Raw genomic sequence first — 16,825 nt, 5'->3', positions numbered from 1 at the left:
AGAGCTTCTGCCAAGTTTATAGGGGTAATTCATTGCACAGTTCAAATGAGCATGAGAGACATATCTTAATGGTTACACCATTCGTATTTTAGGTGCAGAGCGGCATGTTTTTCGAGTGCTTTTATTTTTAATGAGAGGGGAAGGAAAGTTTCGAGGGAACTATGATTAAAGTGTTTAGAAATCATGTATGTTTATGTGCTTGTACAACAGCTATTCTTTCTTTGCTTCAAAATAGAATGGTGATTGCTGCAAGTGTTTATAATAGTAACTATAACAACACCATCCCAATTGTCTTTATTCCTTCAGATGTGGGTTATATTCCCAGTAGCGTTGAAGGGTATCCTATTGTAACACCTCCTACGAGTGGCATTGACGGATATCCTATTAGCGCTCTTCCTAATGGTAATGTTATCAGTGGGAGGCCTGTCTCTGGTGGTCATCTTAGTGGAAGTAATCTGTATAAGCCTCCTCTTAGTGGAGAGAGTGGGCAGAATAATCGCTATATTCCTAGTATGATTCATGTTGGTAATAATGATGAAGGTATTCGTGGGGGGAGTGATTATCGTAAGCTGAGTGGAAAGGAAGGAGAGAACAAGCATGAGAAAGATGTCAATAACAGGGTTAGAGATGCGGACTCTGATGAAAGAGGTATGAAACCTGGGTTTTATTACTATAGTGGATTGTATTATATATGCGATAATTGTGGGGAAGCTAGAATTGATAATAAATCTTATAAGATTACGAATAAAAATGCTTATCCTCCTAGTCCTACTGCTGTAACGGTGAAGGGTATAGGAACCAAAGTTGAGGGAGAAAATGTAGCAGTTAGCAGTGAAATTGCTGATGAAACTTTTCTAATGGGGGTGCACGTATTAGATAGCGGTAAGGTTGTTTTGAAAGATCCAGTTCTTAAAAACACTGTTATCGCCTTTCGTACAAATAATGGAGTGATTGAAGTAAGCAAAGGAAAGATTGAGGAAAGTCAAGAGGGGGTTGATGCAACAGACAAGTCGTTTGTTCTTTTAGAAGAGACAGACATTAAGACGGCTGATGGGATTGCCAGTCTTTTAAGTTATGAGGATTCAGAAGTTCGGATGTTAGGTGGATCCGTTGATTTTATGAATAGTCACGGTGTTTCTGCAATATTAGGGGGAAAGGTCTTTCTCGATGGTGTTACTGTTACTGGAAAGGGGAAAAAAGGTGAAAACCATGCGGTCTTTTTAATGGATGAAGGGGGAAAGGTTGAGTTTAAAGGGGGGGATATTAAAGCTGAGGGTGCGCATGGTATATTGTTAAAAAATTCAGTCAAGCCTTTATATTCTGGACCAGAACGATCTGAAGAAGAATCTGAAACCGTAGATGACGTTGAGGATTTATCGAATAACTTTTATGTGACGGAGGCTAATTTTAAGTCTTCTTCTGTTACTGTGAAGGGTGTGGGATCTTATGGAATCTATTTTCAGGGAGAAAAACCATGGAGCGAAGCTGGGGATAAAAAGGAGGAGATTTCATTAGGGGATGAAAAAGTACCACCACGATTAGAAGTTGTTAATTTGGATACAACAAAGTTTTCTGTTTTAGATGATGCGGCAATTTATGGCGAAAACCTCATTTCTGGTGTGGTGAGTTTGATGAACAGCACGCTTCGTTCAGGGAATTTTTTATTAAAAGCTGAGAAAGGGGCTTCTATAACCGTTTTGGCTGATGGCTCTACGCTTGAAGGTCGTACATACGTTGATCAAAACTCGAATGCCAAACTTTATTTGGGAGGTGGTTCTAAGTGGATTTTACAACAAAAGTTGCCAACAGATCAACATGAGGATGCAAATAGCTCTTCTATTTCACTCGTCAGTCTTATGGGGGAGAGCTCTATTCATTTTAAAAGACAAGACCCTTCTTCTGTTGATGATTATCAAACCCTTTATATTGGAAAGGGAAAGGGTGAAGTTTATAAAGCACGGGAAGGTGCCTCTATTTCTGTGAATACCTATCTGAATAGTGGTGGTTCTCTTGAGCATCAAAAGACTGATCGTGTTTTAATTCATGGTGATGTTTCTGGGAAAACAAAGCTCCATGTGCATGCTGTTGCAGGAAGTCCGGGAGGATACACGGGAAGGGGAGGGAGTAATGAAGGTATTTCAATCATTCAGGTCTCTGGACAAGCAAAGCAAGATTCTTTTCAGTTGGAAGGGGGATATGTAGCGTTAAACGAATTACCTTATCAGTATAAGCTTTATGGTTATGGTCCAAGCTCTGAATTAGGGGAGGCGGATTCTGCTCAAAGATTAGTTGGAGGAAGCGAAAAATTTTGGGATTTTCGTCTTGAGAGTCGATCTATTGATGATGTTAAACCTGAACCAGATCCAAGTCCAATCCCCCCTCCTGGTCCGACACCTCCTCCAGGACCGGCTCCAGAGCCTCGTCCTAAGCCGGGCGTTAAGGCTGTTGTTCCGCAGGTTCCGACTTATTTGCTTTTGCCTAATGCCTTACGTCATCTTGGTTTGATGAATGTTAGCAATCAAAATCAGCGGTTAGAAGCTTTGCGAATTGCTTCTGGTGGCTTATTAGAAAGTCGCGAAAATCCTCTCTTTTTTGTGCGCGGTTATGGCGGCAATCATCGTTATACTTCAAATCTTTCTGCGCTTGAATATGGTTATGGTGGCGAGCTTAATTATAGCGCTGTAGAGGCAGGTGTTTTGCTAAAAGCAATCGAAAATATGTATGGAACCACTTCTTTTGGAATTATCGGGTCTTACGAGAAATTTTCTTTGCACCCTTTAAATGTTGAACAGAGTCAAAAAAGTACCTTTGATAAATGGTCAGTTTCGGCATATGGTGGTATGCAACATGATGCAGGCTTTTATGTTGATGGACTTGTGTCTTATGGTTTGTTTAAAGGGGATGTGTTGACAACAGCACGTGGCAAGACGGCAACATTAAAAGGAAATCCTTTAAGTGCTTCAGTGACGGGTGGTAAAACATTTATGGTGGGAGAGGACGGTTTTGTTTTTGATCCACAAGTTCAGGTTGTTTATCAATATCTTCAATTTAATAAAGTGCGTGATGTGGACGGCTTTGATATTGATTTAGGAAAGCTTCATCAGTGGGTAGGGCGTGTTGGAGGGCGTTTAACAAAGGTGCTGGTTGCCGCTGATGAGGCTCAAGTTATTTCTTTCTATGGCAAGCTTCATCTTGCTCATGGTTTTGAAGGAAAACAATTTGTGCATTTTAAAGATGCTTTTCAGCTAGGTGCTTTTGGTTCTTCATTAGAAACTGGATTAGGTTTTAATGCCCAATTGTCTCAAAAATTTGCGCTTCATGGTGATTTGGTTTATCAGCATAAGCTCACGAAAGCTGGTTTTTCTGGAACCAGTTTCTCTGGTGGATTGCGTTATCATTTCTAGTGTTGTTACTGTTTTTGTTTAATCTTTGAAAAAACCACAAGTTATGCTTGTGGTTTTTTTGTTTCTCTATGCATTTTGTTGTTATCGCCTTTTATAGAGTATGAGTTTTGCATTTCTTTAATATGTTTTGGGACTGGACTTCTTTTATTTTTCTTGAAAGAAAATGGTGCGTTATTGTTTCAAAACGCGTCTTTCAGAATTTCTTTCATATTGTTTATAATATGCTGATTGATAAAGATATTTTTTAATTGAGAATGCTAAAAATATTTTCAATCTCTTGAATTCATAAAAAGCTGTCGTTTGCATGGGGAAGGATCGGCAGGTAGAAAAAAGTCATTGAAGAAAAGCGGCCCATATCGTTTTGTGAATTGTGTCGAGAGGAGGGGAGTTACACTATTAGAAGTTGGTCAAAGGAGGCTACTCCATTTTACGAAAACATGATGAGCATTGTATCTCAATCAGCTTTATATTATATTCGGCATCATTGTGAAATGAGCTTGGAAAAAATGAGAGATATTAATATTGTTTTTGAAAATGTGTTTTCTTTAAAGAATGCGATAAATAAAAGAAAACGCATGTAATCTTTGTTTTTTGAAGATAGGGTTCTGGACTACTTTTCAATGTTGTAAAGTTGAATAAGAAGATGATAAAAATAGGAGCTGATTTTATTTTATACGTTCTTATTCTTTCTAAATTCAGCTGTCTTACCCTAAAGATTGCCTAAAAGCAGATGTATATGCCCCTTTGTTTTCCAATTTTGGCATATGTTTTGTCTGCTTACGGAGCATACATTTTTTCAATAGAATATTTATTGCAAGGATATTGGTTATACAGGCTCTGGGAATTGATGAGGTAGCAGTTTAAAATAGGCATTTTTAATGCATGCAAACCGATTAAAACTGTTTTTGCAGAGAGCGATTTTAAAGGTGATTTTTCTCTTGTTTTGCAGCTCTATTTTTATAATTTTTTTGTAAAAATGACAAATTTAGATTGTATTCTTTAGTTATTTCCTAATTCTACATTTACATAAAACACAAAAAATATTAATAATCTCAATACATACGAACCAAAACGTATTAAATTTTTTATATGTTGAATGTTTCTCTTAAGTAAGGGGGGCAAAATTATGGTGGAATTATGGTCAATCTATTTAAAAAACGTTTCTCCTTATATACTTTAACAACCGCACTTCTTTTTTTGACACACCATGTTGATGTTTTTGCGCACAATGCTGAATCTCAAGTTCTCTCTAGGAAAAAGCCGTCTTCATGTGGTCAGAATGCAGCATTTTATCAGTGTGATGATGGTGAAGCGCATGAAATTAATAATAAAATTTATTTGCTCACAGATCAAAATGCTCATGGTGTTCATGGAGCGATAGAGGCGTCTAAGGCAAATACATCTCTTCGTGGAAAGAATATAACTGTTAAGGGTATTTTGAATGAAAAAAATAATTTGGAAAAGAAATTTTGGAAATATGGCGTAAAGGTATCAGAAAAGGCGGTAGTTTCTCTGGCAGACTCCACGTTGAGTGGGGTTTTAGTGGGGGTTGAATCTCAAGGTGGCTCCATTGCAATATCTGGCGGATCGATTGATGCAATTGAAGTGGGAGCTTTGGCAGGAGGGAAATTTCAAAGTTCAGTTCATTTAACAAATACTCAAGTGAATTTCGGTGGTATTGGGTTTAAAGCAGGAGAAAAAGGGCAATTTATTTTAGAGGGTGTCTCTATGAATAGTAAGGCTGGTACTGGCAAAGGGGGACAAGGGCAGAATGCAGGTCATCAGGGTGATCATGCTGCTTTTCATATATCTGGAAATGGTTATGTTGAATTTATGAAAGGTTCTGTTGATGTGAATGATGCGCATGGGTTTTTATTGCTGGGAAATAAAGATCTTCAGATTGATATTGGGGATTCCAATGTTACAGTGAAAGGGAATGCAGTTTATGGTATGTACTTTGAAGGTCAGCCAGCATCAGAGGGGCAGTTAGAGGGAAGATTATCGCGCGTTTATTTGAAAAAGACGCGTTTTGTCGTTCCAGAGAGTATAGCTCTTTACAGCAGTAAATTGGGGAAATCTAACATATCATTAAAGGACACAAAGCTTTTTGGGGATTTGTTGCTGAAAGTTGAAGGTAGCTCTTCTATAAAGGTTACTGCTGATGCTTCTGCGCTTGCTGGTCAAACTCAGGTTGATAATGGTTCTGTAGCCGACCTTGTTTTGAAAAATAATTCACAGTGGGCTTTGTTGCGACCAAGACATCAAAGTTTACACGATCCTGATTATAAAGATGTTTCATTTATTTCATCGATTGATCTTTCTCATAGTTCTATTGTTTTTGAAAAACCAAAATCCAGCACTGCTCATCCCTACCAAACGCTTTATATCGGAAAAGGAAGTGGTGTTGCTTATCAGGCATCAGGGGATGCTTGGATTCATTTGAATGCACGTTTAAATCCCTATGATACAAGTGACCATCAAGTAACGGATCGGCTCCTCATTCATGGTGATGTTAAGGGAAAGACTATAGTGCATATACATGGGGTTGCGGGAGGCTTAGGAGAAAAAAATGAAAAAGCGCATAGTGTTTCAATTATTCAAGTTTATGGAGATGCATCGCCTGACTCTTTTCAACTGAATGGGCAATATGTTGCATTGGATGGCGCACCTTATAAATATATTCTTCGTTCTTATGGACCAAACGCTACTAGAGGGGAAGAACATGTTAAACAGCGATTTGCTCAAAACGGAGGGACATTTTGGAATTTTCGTTTAGAAAACGAATGTGTTCAAACGTTTGCTGATTATAGAGACACTCCTATGGTTTCTAATCGGACACCTCCTGCACATGCTTCTGTTGAGGATATTATTCCAGCGTCCTCTGCGGATTCTGTTTCAGCATTCTCTGCGGATGTTGTTTCGGTATCTTCTGCGGATAGTCTTTCTAAGATTGAAACTGTTTCTCTATCTGGGCGCGGTGTAAGATCGGTTGTTCCGCAGGTACCAACTTATCTCCTCTTGCCGAATAGTTTGTTTCATGCTGGTTTGATGGATATCGGCAATCAAAATAAGCAGTTAGAGATACAGCGTGCTCATCCTCGTGAAATGTTGGAAATTCGTGAAAATCCTGCTTCATTTTTGCGTGGTTATGGGGGGAGTTCCCGTTATACTTCAGATTTGTCTGCGCTTGAATATGGTTATGGAGGCGATCTAGGGTACTATGCTCTAGAGGCAGGTGTTTTGCTACAAAAAATTGAAAGCGTTGAGAGTACCATATCCTTTGGGGTTATGGGATCGTACGGAAAGCTTTCTCTGCAACCTTTGAATGTTGAACAAAGCCAAAAAAGTACATTTGATAAATGGACTGCTACAGTCTATGGTAGTCTGCAGCACGATACAGGATTTTATGTCGATGGTCTTTTATCTTATGGTTTTTTTAAGGGCGATGTTCTGACAACTGTACGGGGGAAGACAGCAACATTAGAGGGCAATCCTTTAAGTGTTTCCTTGATGAGTGGTCAGAAAATTGACACAGGATATGAGGGTGTTGTTTTTGATCCACAAGCTCAGGTTGTTTATCAATATCTTCAGTTTAATGAGGCCCGCGATATTGATTATTTCAATATCGAGATGGATAAGCTTGATCAATGGATGGTGCGTGTTGGTGGACGTTTGATGAAGACACTTGCTGCGCCTGAAAAGGATCGTGATGTTTCTTTCTATGGGAAAATTCATTTTGCTCATGATTTTGGCAAAGAAAGATCTGTGCGCTTTAAAGATTCTTTCCAGTTGGGAGCTTTTGGTTCTTCTCTAGAAGCGGGATTGGGGCTTAATGCTCGCTTGTCTCAAAATTTCGCGCTTCATGGGGATTTGGTTTATCAGCATAAGTTGAGCAAAGGTGGTTTTTCTGGAATCAGTTTTTCTGGTGGATTGCGCTATCGTTTTTAGGATGATTGCCTTTGGGGTTAATTTTTTAAAAAAGCCACAAGCATCGCTTGTGGTTTTTTTTGTTATTATTTTGCTTGCAACTTTGAAGATAAGCTTTTTTAAAGAATGTTTTTTGCATGAGAAAATTTGTTTCTTTTTAGAAACGAGATAAAGCATTCTGAGGCTCCGTTTTTGCTGTTTTTTCCTCTATGAAAGATATTTTTTTATAATAATGCATTGTTTTTTATTTTGAATAAAAAATATGAGTATCGTCGGGCTTTCTTATTTTAGATCTGGGCCACGTTGAATCAATCAAAATCATTTGTTTACACGTTACAAGGGAGAGGTCGTGTGAATAAAAATGAGGATAAGAAAGGAGCCAAAAAGTCTCTTATGAATCGCCTCAAGGGTCCAAGGGCTGTTGCAACATTTTAGGGTTGGTAACGTGAGGGATATATCGGCTTACTTATTCATCAGTGTAAAGATGGGATGCTCAATGAATTGACCATTATATCTTTCTACGGGCGCTATCGCGAAATGAACTTCGATGTGTTGAGAGATGTCTTTTTAAAATAAGCACGTAAATTGGCAACATGCCTATATTCTGTTTGGGGTGTTTGGTTCTTCGTGATGGTTGTGACTCTCTTAGAGAACGCGATAAACATAAAGTTGTGAGGCAATATGTCATCTCCTTTTGTGTCAATTTACAAATTCTCTTGAGATCACTGCTTTGGGGGCTATAATTTTCTCTATTTTTACGCGTTATTTTATAAATAATACAATTTTAATTGTTATATTTGTAGATTATGGCTTTACATAAAGTGTGAAGTAGATACATAAAACATAAAACGTATTTTAAATTATCACGCGTAGCCAAAGTTGTTAAATAGAGCGCGTGTTTTTTTTGTTTTTAGAGAAGGGGAAGAAAGTTTGTAGAAAATTATGCTTAAAAATCATCTCTCTTTATGTCGTTTTACAGCTGTTATTTTTTTCTTTGTACACAATGCTGATGCTGGTGAAGTTTCTTCTCAGAAGAAGCAATATTCCTGTAATGAAAGTGCTTCATTTTATCACTGTAACGATGGTTAACCGCATGAAATTTCTGGGAAAACTTATCAACTCACGGGTAAAAGTTTGGATGCAACCTTAGAGGCATCCGGGGAAAATACCCTCGTTGAAGGAAAGGCTATAATCATTAACGGTGTTTCGAATGCAAGTGACCATTCCGGAACGGGCGTTTGGACAACAGCTGTAAAAACCTCAAAGGGGGGAGGTGTTGCTCTGTTCGACTTCATGTTAAATAACGTTTCGATAGGGGCTGATATTGACGAGGATGGCGCTTTTGAAATGTAGAACGGGGTGATTAAAGCAACCAGAATGGGGATCAGTGTTTCGAGTAAGAAGTCATTTGTTTCTTTGACCAAAACAGAGATTAAGACATCTGCTGGTGCGATAGCTCTTTTGAGTCATAATGGGGCAAAAATCTATATGAAAGGAGGAAAAATTAACTTTGCTGATGGTATTGCCATTCAAACAGGCGGAGAGGGAGAAATTAATTTAGAGGGTGTTTCTATTAGGGGAAACGGGAAACAGCCAACAAATACAGATAAACCTCGTGAAGGTTCTGCTTTTAGTATGCTGTAGGGCAAAGGTATAATTCATTCTCAGAAAGGCAATGTTCATGTTAATAATGCTCATGGACTTGTATTGCAAGGGAATAATCATAATGCTGCTCATATCAAACATTCCAATGTTTTTGTAAGAGGGAATGCATTTCATGGCATGCACTTTTTTGGGGAAGCTGTTTTGGATGGGACAAAAAGAATTATACCTGGTAAAGGAGCGGTCCAGTTGATCCAGACAACTTTTATAGCTCCAGACAGTACAGCTGTTTATAGCCGCGAATTCGAAAGTTCTGTTAAACTCTTACAAAATTCAAAAGTTTCTGGCGATTCACTTCTGAAAGCTGTTGAAAATTCCAATATCAAAATTGAAGCTGATGCTTCTACCTTACAGGGAAGCGCATATGTTGATGAAAGTTCTACAGCCAAGATAGTGTTAAAAAATGATTCAAAGTGGATTTTATCACCACCAAAAGTTGGACAATTACAAAACTCTGATGTGTCTGGTTCTAAGTTAGGGGATTATTCTTCTATTTCGTCAGTCAAAATTACGGATAGTTCTCTTATTTTTGAGAAACTCAAATCCAAGACAACAGATGTTTATCAGACACTTCTTATTGGAAAAGGATCAGGGACGGTTTATAAAGCGCACGGTGATGCATATCTTTATCTTAATGCATATTTGTATAAAGGAGGAAGGCTTGAAGAGCAGAAAACGGATCGGCTTTTAATCAATGGTGATCTTTCAGAAAAAACAACAGTTGGTGTTTATAAGGTTCCTGGAAGCCCAGGGGCATTGACGGGAGAGGGCGGTAATGATCGGGGGATTTCCATTATTCAGGTTTATGGACAAGCTGCTGAAGATTCTTTTCAGTTAAAGGGCGGGTATGTTACACTTGAAAATTCCCCTTATCAGTATCATCTTAAGAGTTATGGTCTAAGCTCTACTTTAGGGACGGCAGATTCCAATCAAAGAGTGCTTAAAAACACTGGAACATTTTGGGATTTCCGCCTTGAAAGTAAAATGGTTGATTCTTCCTCTCTTGATCCCACTGAAATTTTTCCTGTTCTTGATGCTGTTGTTCCTCCTGTTTCTGATGAGGTTCCTGCTTTTCCTAAAACTCATCCTAATATGACTGGAGGTGAAGAGGAGGTTATCGATCCTAATTCTCAGCAGAAATCTCAAGAGCCAAGTCTTTCTTCTCCTGTAGATTCTCCTGATAGGGATTCCCATCTTAAGACTATATCTGATGCTTCCGATGTTTTTATGCTGGATGTTCCAAATCCTTCTCCTGTTTCTCCCTCTCTTGCACCTGTTATTCCAGTTATGACTCAATCTCATCCAGTTGTGCCAACATCTGGTTACCCTATCCCGCCGTCTGTTCCTTCCACTTCTTCTGTTGTCTCTTCTGCGTCTGGTTCCCCTGTATCGCCGTTTGTAGCTCGTACTCCTTCTGTTGTTTCTTTCTCTGCGTCTAGTTCATCTGTATCGCCGTCTGTAGTTCACACTCCTTCTGTTGTTTCTCTTCCTGTATCTGGTTCATATATCCCACCATCTGTTGCTCCACCTTCTTCTGTTGTGTCATCTGCATCTGATTCCTCTGTTATCCCCCCCCTGTTTTTGAACTTTCTTCTCATTTTGAGCCAAATGTGAGAGCCGTTGTTCCACAGGTTTTGACTTATATTCTTGTGCCAAATACCTTGTTTCATACTGGATTGGTGGATATTAGTTATCAAAATAAGCAGTTGCAAACACTGCGAACTCTTTCTCGTCGATTATTGAAAACTAATGAAAATCCGGCTTTATTTTTGCGTGGTTACGGAGGTCATCATCGTTATACTTCCAATTTGTCTGCACTGAAATATGGATATGGAAGCGACCTTGATTATAATGCACTAAAAGCAGGTATTTTACTTAAGAAAATTGAAAGTGCATACAGTACAACATCCTTTGAGATTATGGGAAATTATGGCAAGCTTTCTTTGCTGCCTCGAAAGGTGAAACAACGTCAAGAAAGTATATTTGATAAATGGACAATCACAGCATATGGGAGTATGCAGCATGATACGGTTTTTTATATGGATGGTCTCTTCTCTTATGGTTTGTTTAATGGCAATGTTCTTACACGTGAGCGAGGTAAGACGGCTGCATTGAGAGGCAAGCCCTTAAGTTTTTCCTTAACGGCTGGTAAAACATTTATGATAGGTTGTCGATGTTTTATTTTTGAACCACAGGTTCAATTTGTTTATCAAAATCTTCAGTTTCATAACACGTGTGATATTGATAATCTTAATATTGATATGCGAAGACCAGATCATTGGGGAATGCGTATTTTAGGGCGCATTTAACTAAAACACTGACATTAACGAAAGATGCACAGGTTCTTTCATTCTATGGTAAGCTTCATTTCGTTCGTAATTTTGATGATAAACAATTTGTGTATTTTAAAGATGCTTTTCAGCTTGGTTCTTTTGGTTCTTCTTTAGAAGCTGGATTGAGTGTTTATTCGCAATTATCCCCCAAAATTACTTTTCATAGCGATCTGATTTATAAGCATAAATTTAAAAAAGCTGACTTTTCTGGAACGCATTTTTCTGGTGGATTAAGCTATCATTTTTAGTTACATTTTTTCCTTTATAATGCACTCTTTGTGAAAATTATAAGTACAAAACATGATTTTATTGTGTTGTTTTTCTGTTTTTAACTTTACATATAATCCAAAACAAATTATTCGGATAGCACATAATAGGAATAATCTATCGATGAGGTGGGGAGTCTTTTCGATTTTTAATGAAGATGAAGTAAGGGAAGTTTAGAGTCAATAATGATGGAAGTATTAAAACGTCATGTATCTTTATGTGCTCTTACGATGTCTATTTTATTCTTTATGCATAATATAGATGTGAATGTGCAAGAGGAGCTTTTGTGTCGTTTTCTTTTAAAGTCCTATTCATGTGATGCTTTTGAGGCGTGTGTGGGGGGGGACGTGATACTTGTTCAGATACTGCTGATAGCAGTTTTTCTGGTGTTTCGAAGGCAAAAAAGTTTGGTTAGGTAAGCATTAAGGTGAGGAAAGAGAAAGTTTGCAGATTGATGGGGTTTTGCCGTAAAAAAACACTGATAAAATTTCATCAGGGGTACTTGCACAAGAAAAAATGGAAGAGTGTTTTGGATAAGTTCCCGTTACTGGAAGTGTTAAGAACACGGTCAATGATATTCAATGGAAAGTTTCATATTGCCATTAGTTTTAGATGAAAACAATGTGTGCAGTTTGGAGATCAATGCCAATTGCGGGCTTTGGGTTCTTTTCTAGAAACTGGAGTGGGGTTGAATGCGCAGTTGTCCTCAAACTTTGTATTGTATGGAGAGGATTTTTTTAGACGGGTTACGCTATCATTTTTAGGGACCTATGAAATATAGTCTGAATTTTATATAAGACACATAATGTTTTATGCAATATAAAATGAATATCTAAGTTTTATATTTCTCACTATTCGTTTGTTTAAGTGAGCGTTATTGCGCGTATTTTTTATTTTTAAGTCAAGGGGGCGGAAGAAAAAATTGGGAATAGAATTATGATTAATGTATTAAGAGATTATAGATTTTTATTTATCACAACGGCTATTGTTTCTTTTTTGCCAATCGTGAGTGTTAATGCAAATTCTCATAATTTAGGAAATCTCTGTGATTCAAATGCTCAGTTTTATAAATGCAATGATGGTAAAAAACATACGATTAAAAATAAAACTTATCATTTAAAATATTCTCAACAATATATTTCTGTTACTACTCCTATTTCAGCTTTATATGTAGAAAAAGCAGGTACAGTTGTCGATGCATCGCAGATAACTGTTACAGGTGATAGCGCAGATGAATTATACGGCTATGGTGCATTAGCAAAAGAGGGAGCTCATCTTAATCTAAAAGATTCAAATTTTAAGAATATACCTGCTCTTCATGCTGAAAGTGCGGTTATTCGCATGACAGATGGCACTATTACGGGGGGGGCTCACGCTATTTCTGCATTGGGTAAAGAAACAGATATTGCTTTAGTGCGTGTCAAGATTGAAACGACACCACAAGAAAAGACACCAAAAGAATTGAATGGTGTAGAAGAGACTGCTCTGATTAGCAGTTTGGGTTCAAAGATTAGGCTGTCAGGGAGTACCGTTATTTTTAATGGGAAAGGCCCGTTTTTATCACTTTTTGGGGGAGAGTATAGTTTCGATAGTTCTGTCATTCAGGGCAAAGGAAAACAAAAAACTGTTATCGTTGGTGAGAAAAGTGTCAATAAATTACCAGAAGCTTTTGATATCTCTCAAGGTGGTTTTGTTCAATTGAATAATAGTTCTATGGAACTGAGTGATATGCATGGTTTTTGGGTTAAAAGTTCTTCAGGGAATGTGAATAATGAAGATAGGTTGTTGAGGCAAGGATTTAATTTAGCTGATGCGTTTAAGAAGACGAATATTAAGATTGAAAAATCCAATATTTCTGTTCAGGGGAAGGAAACCTATGGTCTGTATTTTTATGGATTAGATTCCAATGATGTATGGGGCAATATGAGAGTTCTGGGAGTGCAAGGCGTTGCTCTGGAAAAGACATCTGTTCAGTTATCAAAGACAAATTTTTTAGTTCCAGAGGGGATTGCCATTTATGGTACGGGAGATGCTGGTTATGGGGCTGAAGCTACCCTTGAATTATCGGAAAATACAAAAGTCTCTGGTGATTTATTGTTAAAAGCTGAAAATAATTCTTCTCTTCGTGTTCAAGCCTATTCTTCGACTCTTACAGGGGGAGCACGCATTGAGAGTAGGTCTCATATTGATTTGCAGTTGAGAAATAGTTCAACATGGTATCTTACTAAGAGTAAATATCAAGGCTCACAAGAAGCGGACTTTACGGTTTCATCGCTTTCTACTTTGAGCCTTTTGGATAGTACCGTTGTTTTTGAAAAATATGTCTCTCAAGATTATCAAACATTGTATATTGGAAACAAAATAAACAATGGAGACGATATTCATGCATTAGACAATAACAATAAAACAGCTGCTATGGATGACGTGTCCAATAAAGTATACAGTGCGGAGGGAAATGCTCAGATTAAGATGAGCACATTTATGAATAGTGATGGTCTATTTGATCCTCAACAAACGGATCGCATTTTGATCTATGGGGATGTTGTGGGAACCACCCTCATTGGGATGGAAAAATTTCAAAAAACTTCAGATAAAGAAGCGGGCAGTGAAGGGAGTCAAAGTGTTTCACTTATTCAAGTTGCAGGGACGGCAGAGGAAAATTCTTTTAAGTTACTCAACAGTTATACGACGGTAAATGGTTTTCCTTATCAATATAAACTTCGTGGCTATGGTCCAAGTTCTTCTGCTGGAAATGCAGATCCCAAAAATAGATTGGTTGCAGGGAAAGGGGATTTTTGGGACTTTCGTCTCGAAAGTGTTTACATTGGTTCTGAGTTAGATTCTTCTGAATCTGCTTCTAAACCGACGCCTACGGTTATTCCTCCTCAATCCGAAGAAGAAAAAATCCCTTCTGAGCGACCAACAGAGACTATTTCGCCTGAACAACCGCCTACTGTTGAGCCTCCCCTTATACCATCTACACCTTCTTTGCCGGAAGGATCTGAACCATCTGAAACATTTTCTCCTACGGATTCTACACTTACTCCTTTTAAACCTGTTTTTCCTGAGCTTCCTTCTGTACCAACGGTTCCAGAGGATCCTTCTATTGTGCCTATGCCTTCTGTTCCCGTTGAAACTTCTACTGATGAGGTTATGCCATCTAAGCCATCTGTTCCGATCGTTCCTTCATCTACAGATGCTGTTTCTCCTTCTCTCCCCGTTGAACCAAAGCCTTCTAAACCTTCTGCTCCTGTTGAGCCTTCGTCTCATCTTTCTGTCCCGTTTGATGGGCGGACTGAACAAGGAATTAGAGCTGTTGTGCCTCAATTGCCAACTTATCTCCTTTTGCCAAATGCTTTATTCCATGCGGGGTTGATGGAGATGATTACGCAAAATAAGATGTTAGAGACAATGCGGGGTGCTTTTTATTCTTTTGGAAGAGATGATAAAAACACCGCCTTTTTTCTGCATGCTTATGGGGCAAGTCATCATTATGCTTCCAATTTATCTGATTTTGAATATGGCTATGGTGCTGAGCTTGATTATGATGCGTTCCAAGCAGGTATTTTATTAAACGAGATTGAGAGTTTATATACGCGTACATTCTTTGGAGCTTTGGGAAACTATGGAAATCTTTCTCTAGCACCGCAGAATGTTGAACAAAGCACAAAAAGCTCATTGGGGAAATGGTCTATTGGAGCCTATGGAAGTCTACAGCATGATACGGGTTTTTATATCGATGGGGTGTTATCCTATGGTTTTTTTAAGGGAGATATTTTGACGCTTGCACGAGGCAAGGTTTTGACGTTAAAGGGAAAACAGTTTAGTGGATCTTTAACGAGTGGCAAAACGTTTGCAATAGGCTATAAAGGTGTTGTTTTTGATCCACAGGTTCAGGTTATATATCAGCATCTTCAGTTTAATCAGGCATATGATGTTGACCATATTGATGTTGATTTGGGGAAATTTCATCAATGGATGGGGCGTGTTGGTGGGCGTTTAAGCAAGACGCTTGGTGTTGTGGAAGAGGGACGAGAGGTTTCTTTTTATAGTAAGTTTTCTTATTTGCATAATTTTGAAGATAAGCAATTTGTTTCTTTTAAAGATGATTTTCAGTTAGGTTCTTTTGGTTCTTCTTTGGAAGCAGGGTTTGGATTTAATGCGCGTCTTTCTTCAAAACTTTCTCTTCATGGGGATGTCAGTTATCAGCATCGGCTTAAAAAAGTTGGGTTTTCTGGTGCGAGTTTCTCTGCTGGATTGCGCTACCGTTTTTAAAAGAGGTCCATTGTACATTTTTATATGAAAGGCAGAAGATTTTTCTGCCTTTTTAATCTCTTAATTATATTTCTTCATCAATATATGGTTATTTTTTAAAGTATAAAAGGTTATTATAAATGATTTCTTTGATTGATGCTTGAAGTTACTCAAGATGCCTTCTTCTAAGTAATGAGAAATTTTCTACAAGTTTTAATGTTGTGATATGAGGAGAGATTTCATTATGAATGTGAAAGTCTTTTATACTGAATGCTTGATTGCGTAATCTTTCAAAAGAGGCGGTATTGATGGTTGTTTTTTTAATATTAAAGTGGGCTGAGAATGGTTTTAGGCGTTTTTCTTAAGAGTTTTTAGGGTTATTTTTGTCCGTTTCTTTATTCATTTTTTTAGATCATACGTTGAGATTTTGTGATCTTTATACATTGTTTTGAATTTTATTTTAGAGAAGAAGAAAATATAAACTGTATTCATGTTTATATCCGTCAATATGTATATTTTTTATTTTCTTTTTTAAGATGTTTCTTTGAGGATATTAGAGAAATACTTGTCTTTTTAGAAAAGACTGAAAGAATTTGAGGTTAAATGATCATAAAAAGTAAAGGATGCTTGATCGTGTTTTTAGGGGTGTTGTTTCTTTTTTGCAAATGATAGACAAAGAGCAACTTTTATAAGATATAGAGTATTGTTATTGCTCTAATAAGTGGGCATCGTCATTCTATTTTCTAGGATTCCAATATTGCGGTGACTTTAGCACTCGAAAATATTTATAAGAAGTATTTTTAGTCTTTTCTTAAATGTTTTGTATTGATACGGGCTTTCTTCTGTTTGTCATGTACAAGCAAATGGTTTTGGTTGATTCAATATAAACAGATTTGAATCGAGAGAATTTTATGATTTGAAGGGCTTTCATTCTTACGTGTAAAACAATGAACACCCTTTATTAAATCAATTTGATAT

Annotated in this window: 3 protein-coding genes and 1 pseudogene; all 4 read left to right on the top strand. The window is 37.6% G+C overall.

Features of this window, described 5'->3' with window-relative positions:
* Positions 1-161: 161 nt before the first annotated feature.
* Positions 162-3,404 carry an autotransporter outer membrane beta-barrel domain-containing protein gene (locus tag NNJ85_RS02185; RefSeq protein WP_254473190.1) on the top strand — a complete coding sequence of 1,081 codons (3,243 nt, stop codon included), beginning with the start codon at positions 162-164 and terminating at the stop codon, positions 3,402-3,404.
* Positions 3,405-4,541: 1,137 nt separating this feature from the next.
* Complete coding sequence (locus NNJ85_RS02180; protein WP_254473188.1) at positions 4,542-7,352, top strand: autotransporter outer membrane beta-barrel domain-containing protein; 2,811 nt, start codon at positions 4,542-4,544, stop codon at positions 7,350-7,352.
* Between the two features lie 921 nt (positions 7,353-8,273).
* Positions 8,274-11,574, top strand: a pseudogene (locus NNJ85_RS09720) (autotransporter outer membrane beta-barrel domain-containing protein).
* A gap of 955 nt (positions 11,575-12,529) precedes the next feature.
* Positions 12,530-15,868 carry an autotransporter outer membrane beta-barrel domain-containing protein gene (locus NNJ85_RS02150; RefSeq protein ID WP_254473180.1) on the top strand — a complete coding sequence of 1,113 codons (3,339 nt, stop codon included), beginning with the start codon at positions 12,530-12,532 and terminating at the stop codon, positions 15,866-15,868.
* The last annotated feature ends 957 nt before the right edge of the window (positions 15,869-16,825 follow it).

Source organism: Bartonella sp. B1098 (genome assembly GCF_944896145.1).
Lineage (GTDB): Bacteria > Pseudomonadota > Alphaproteobacteria > Rhizobiales > Rhizobiaceae > Bartonella.
This window is presented reverse-complemented; position numbering and strand designations above follow the sequence as displayed.

What these genes read in the sequence shown, in the direction of transcription:
- NNJ85_RS02180 (WP_254473188.1), top strand. Translation starts at nt 4,542, where the DNA reads ATGGTCAATCTATTTAAAAAACGTTTCTCCTTATATACTTTAACAACC.
- NNJ85_RS02150 (WP_254473180.1), top strand. Translation starts at nt 12,530, where the DNA reads ATGATTAATGTATTAAGAGATTATAGATTTTTATTTATCACAACGGCT.
- NNJ85_RS02185 (WP_254473190.1), top strand. Translation starts at nt 162, where the DNA reads ATGATTAAAGTGTTTAGAAATCATGTATGTTTATGTGCTTGTACAACA.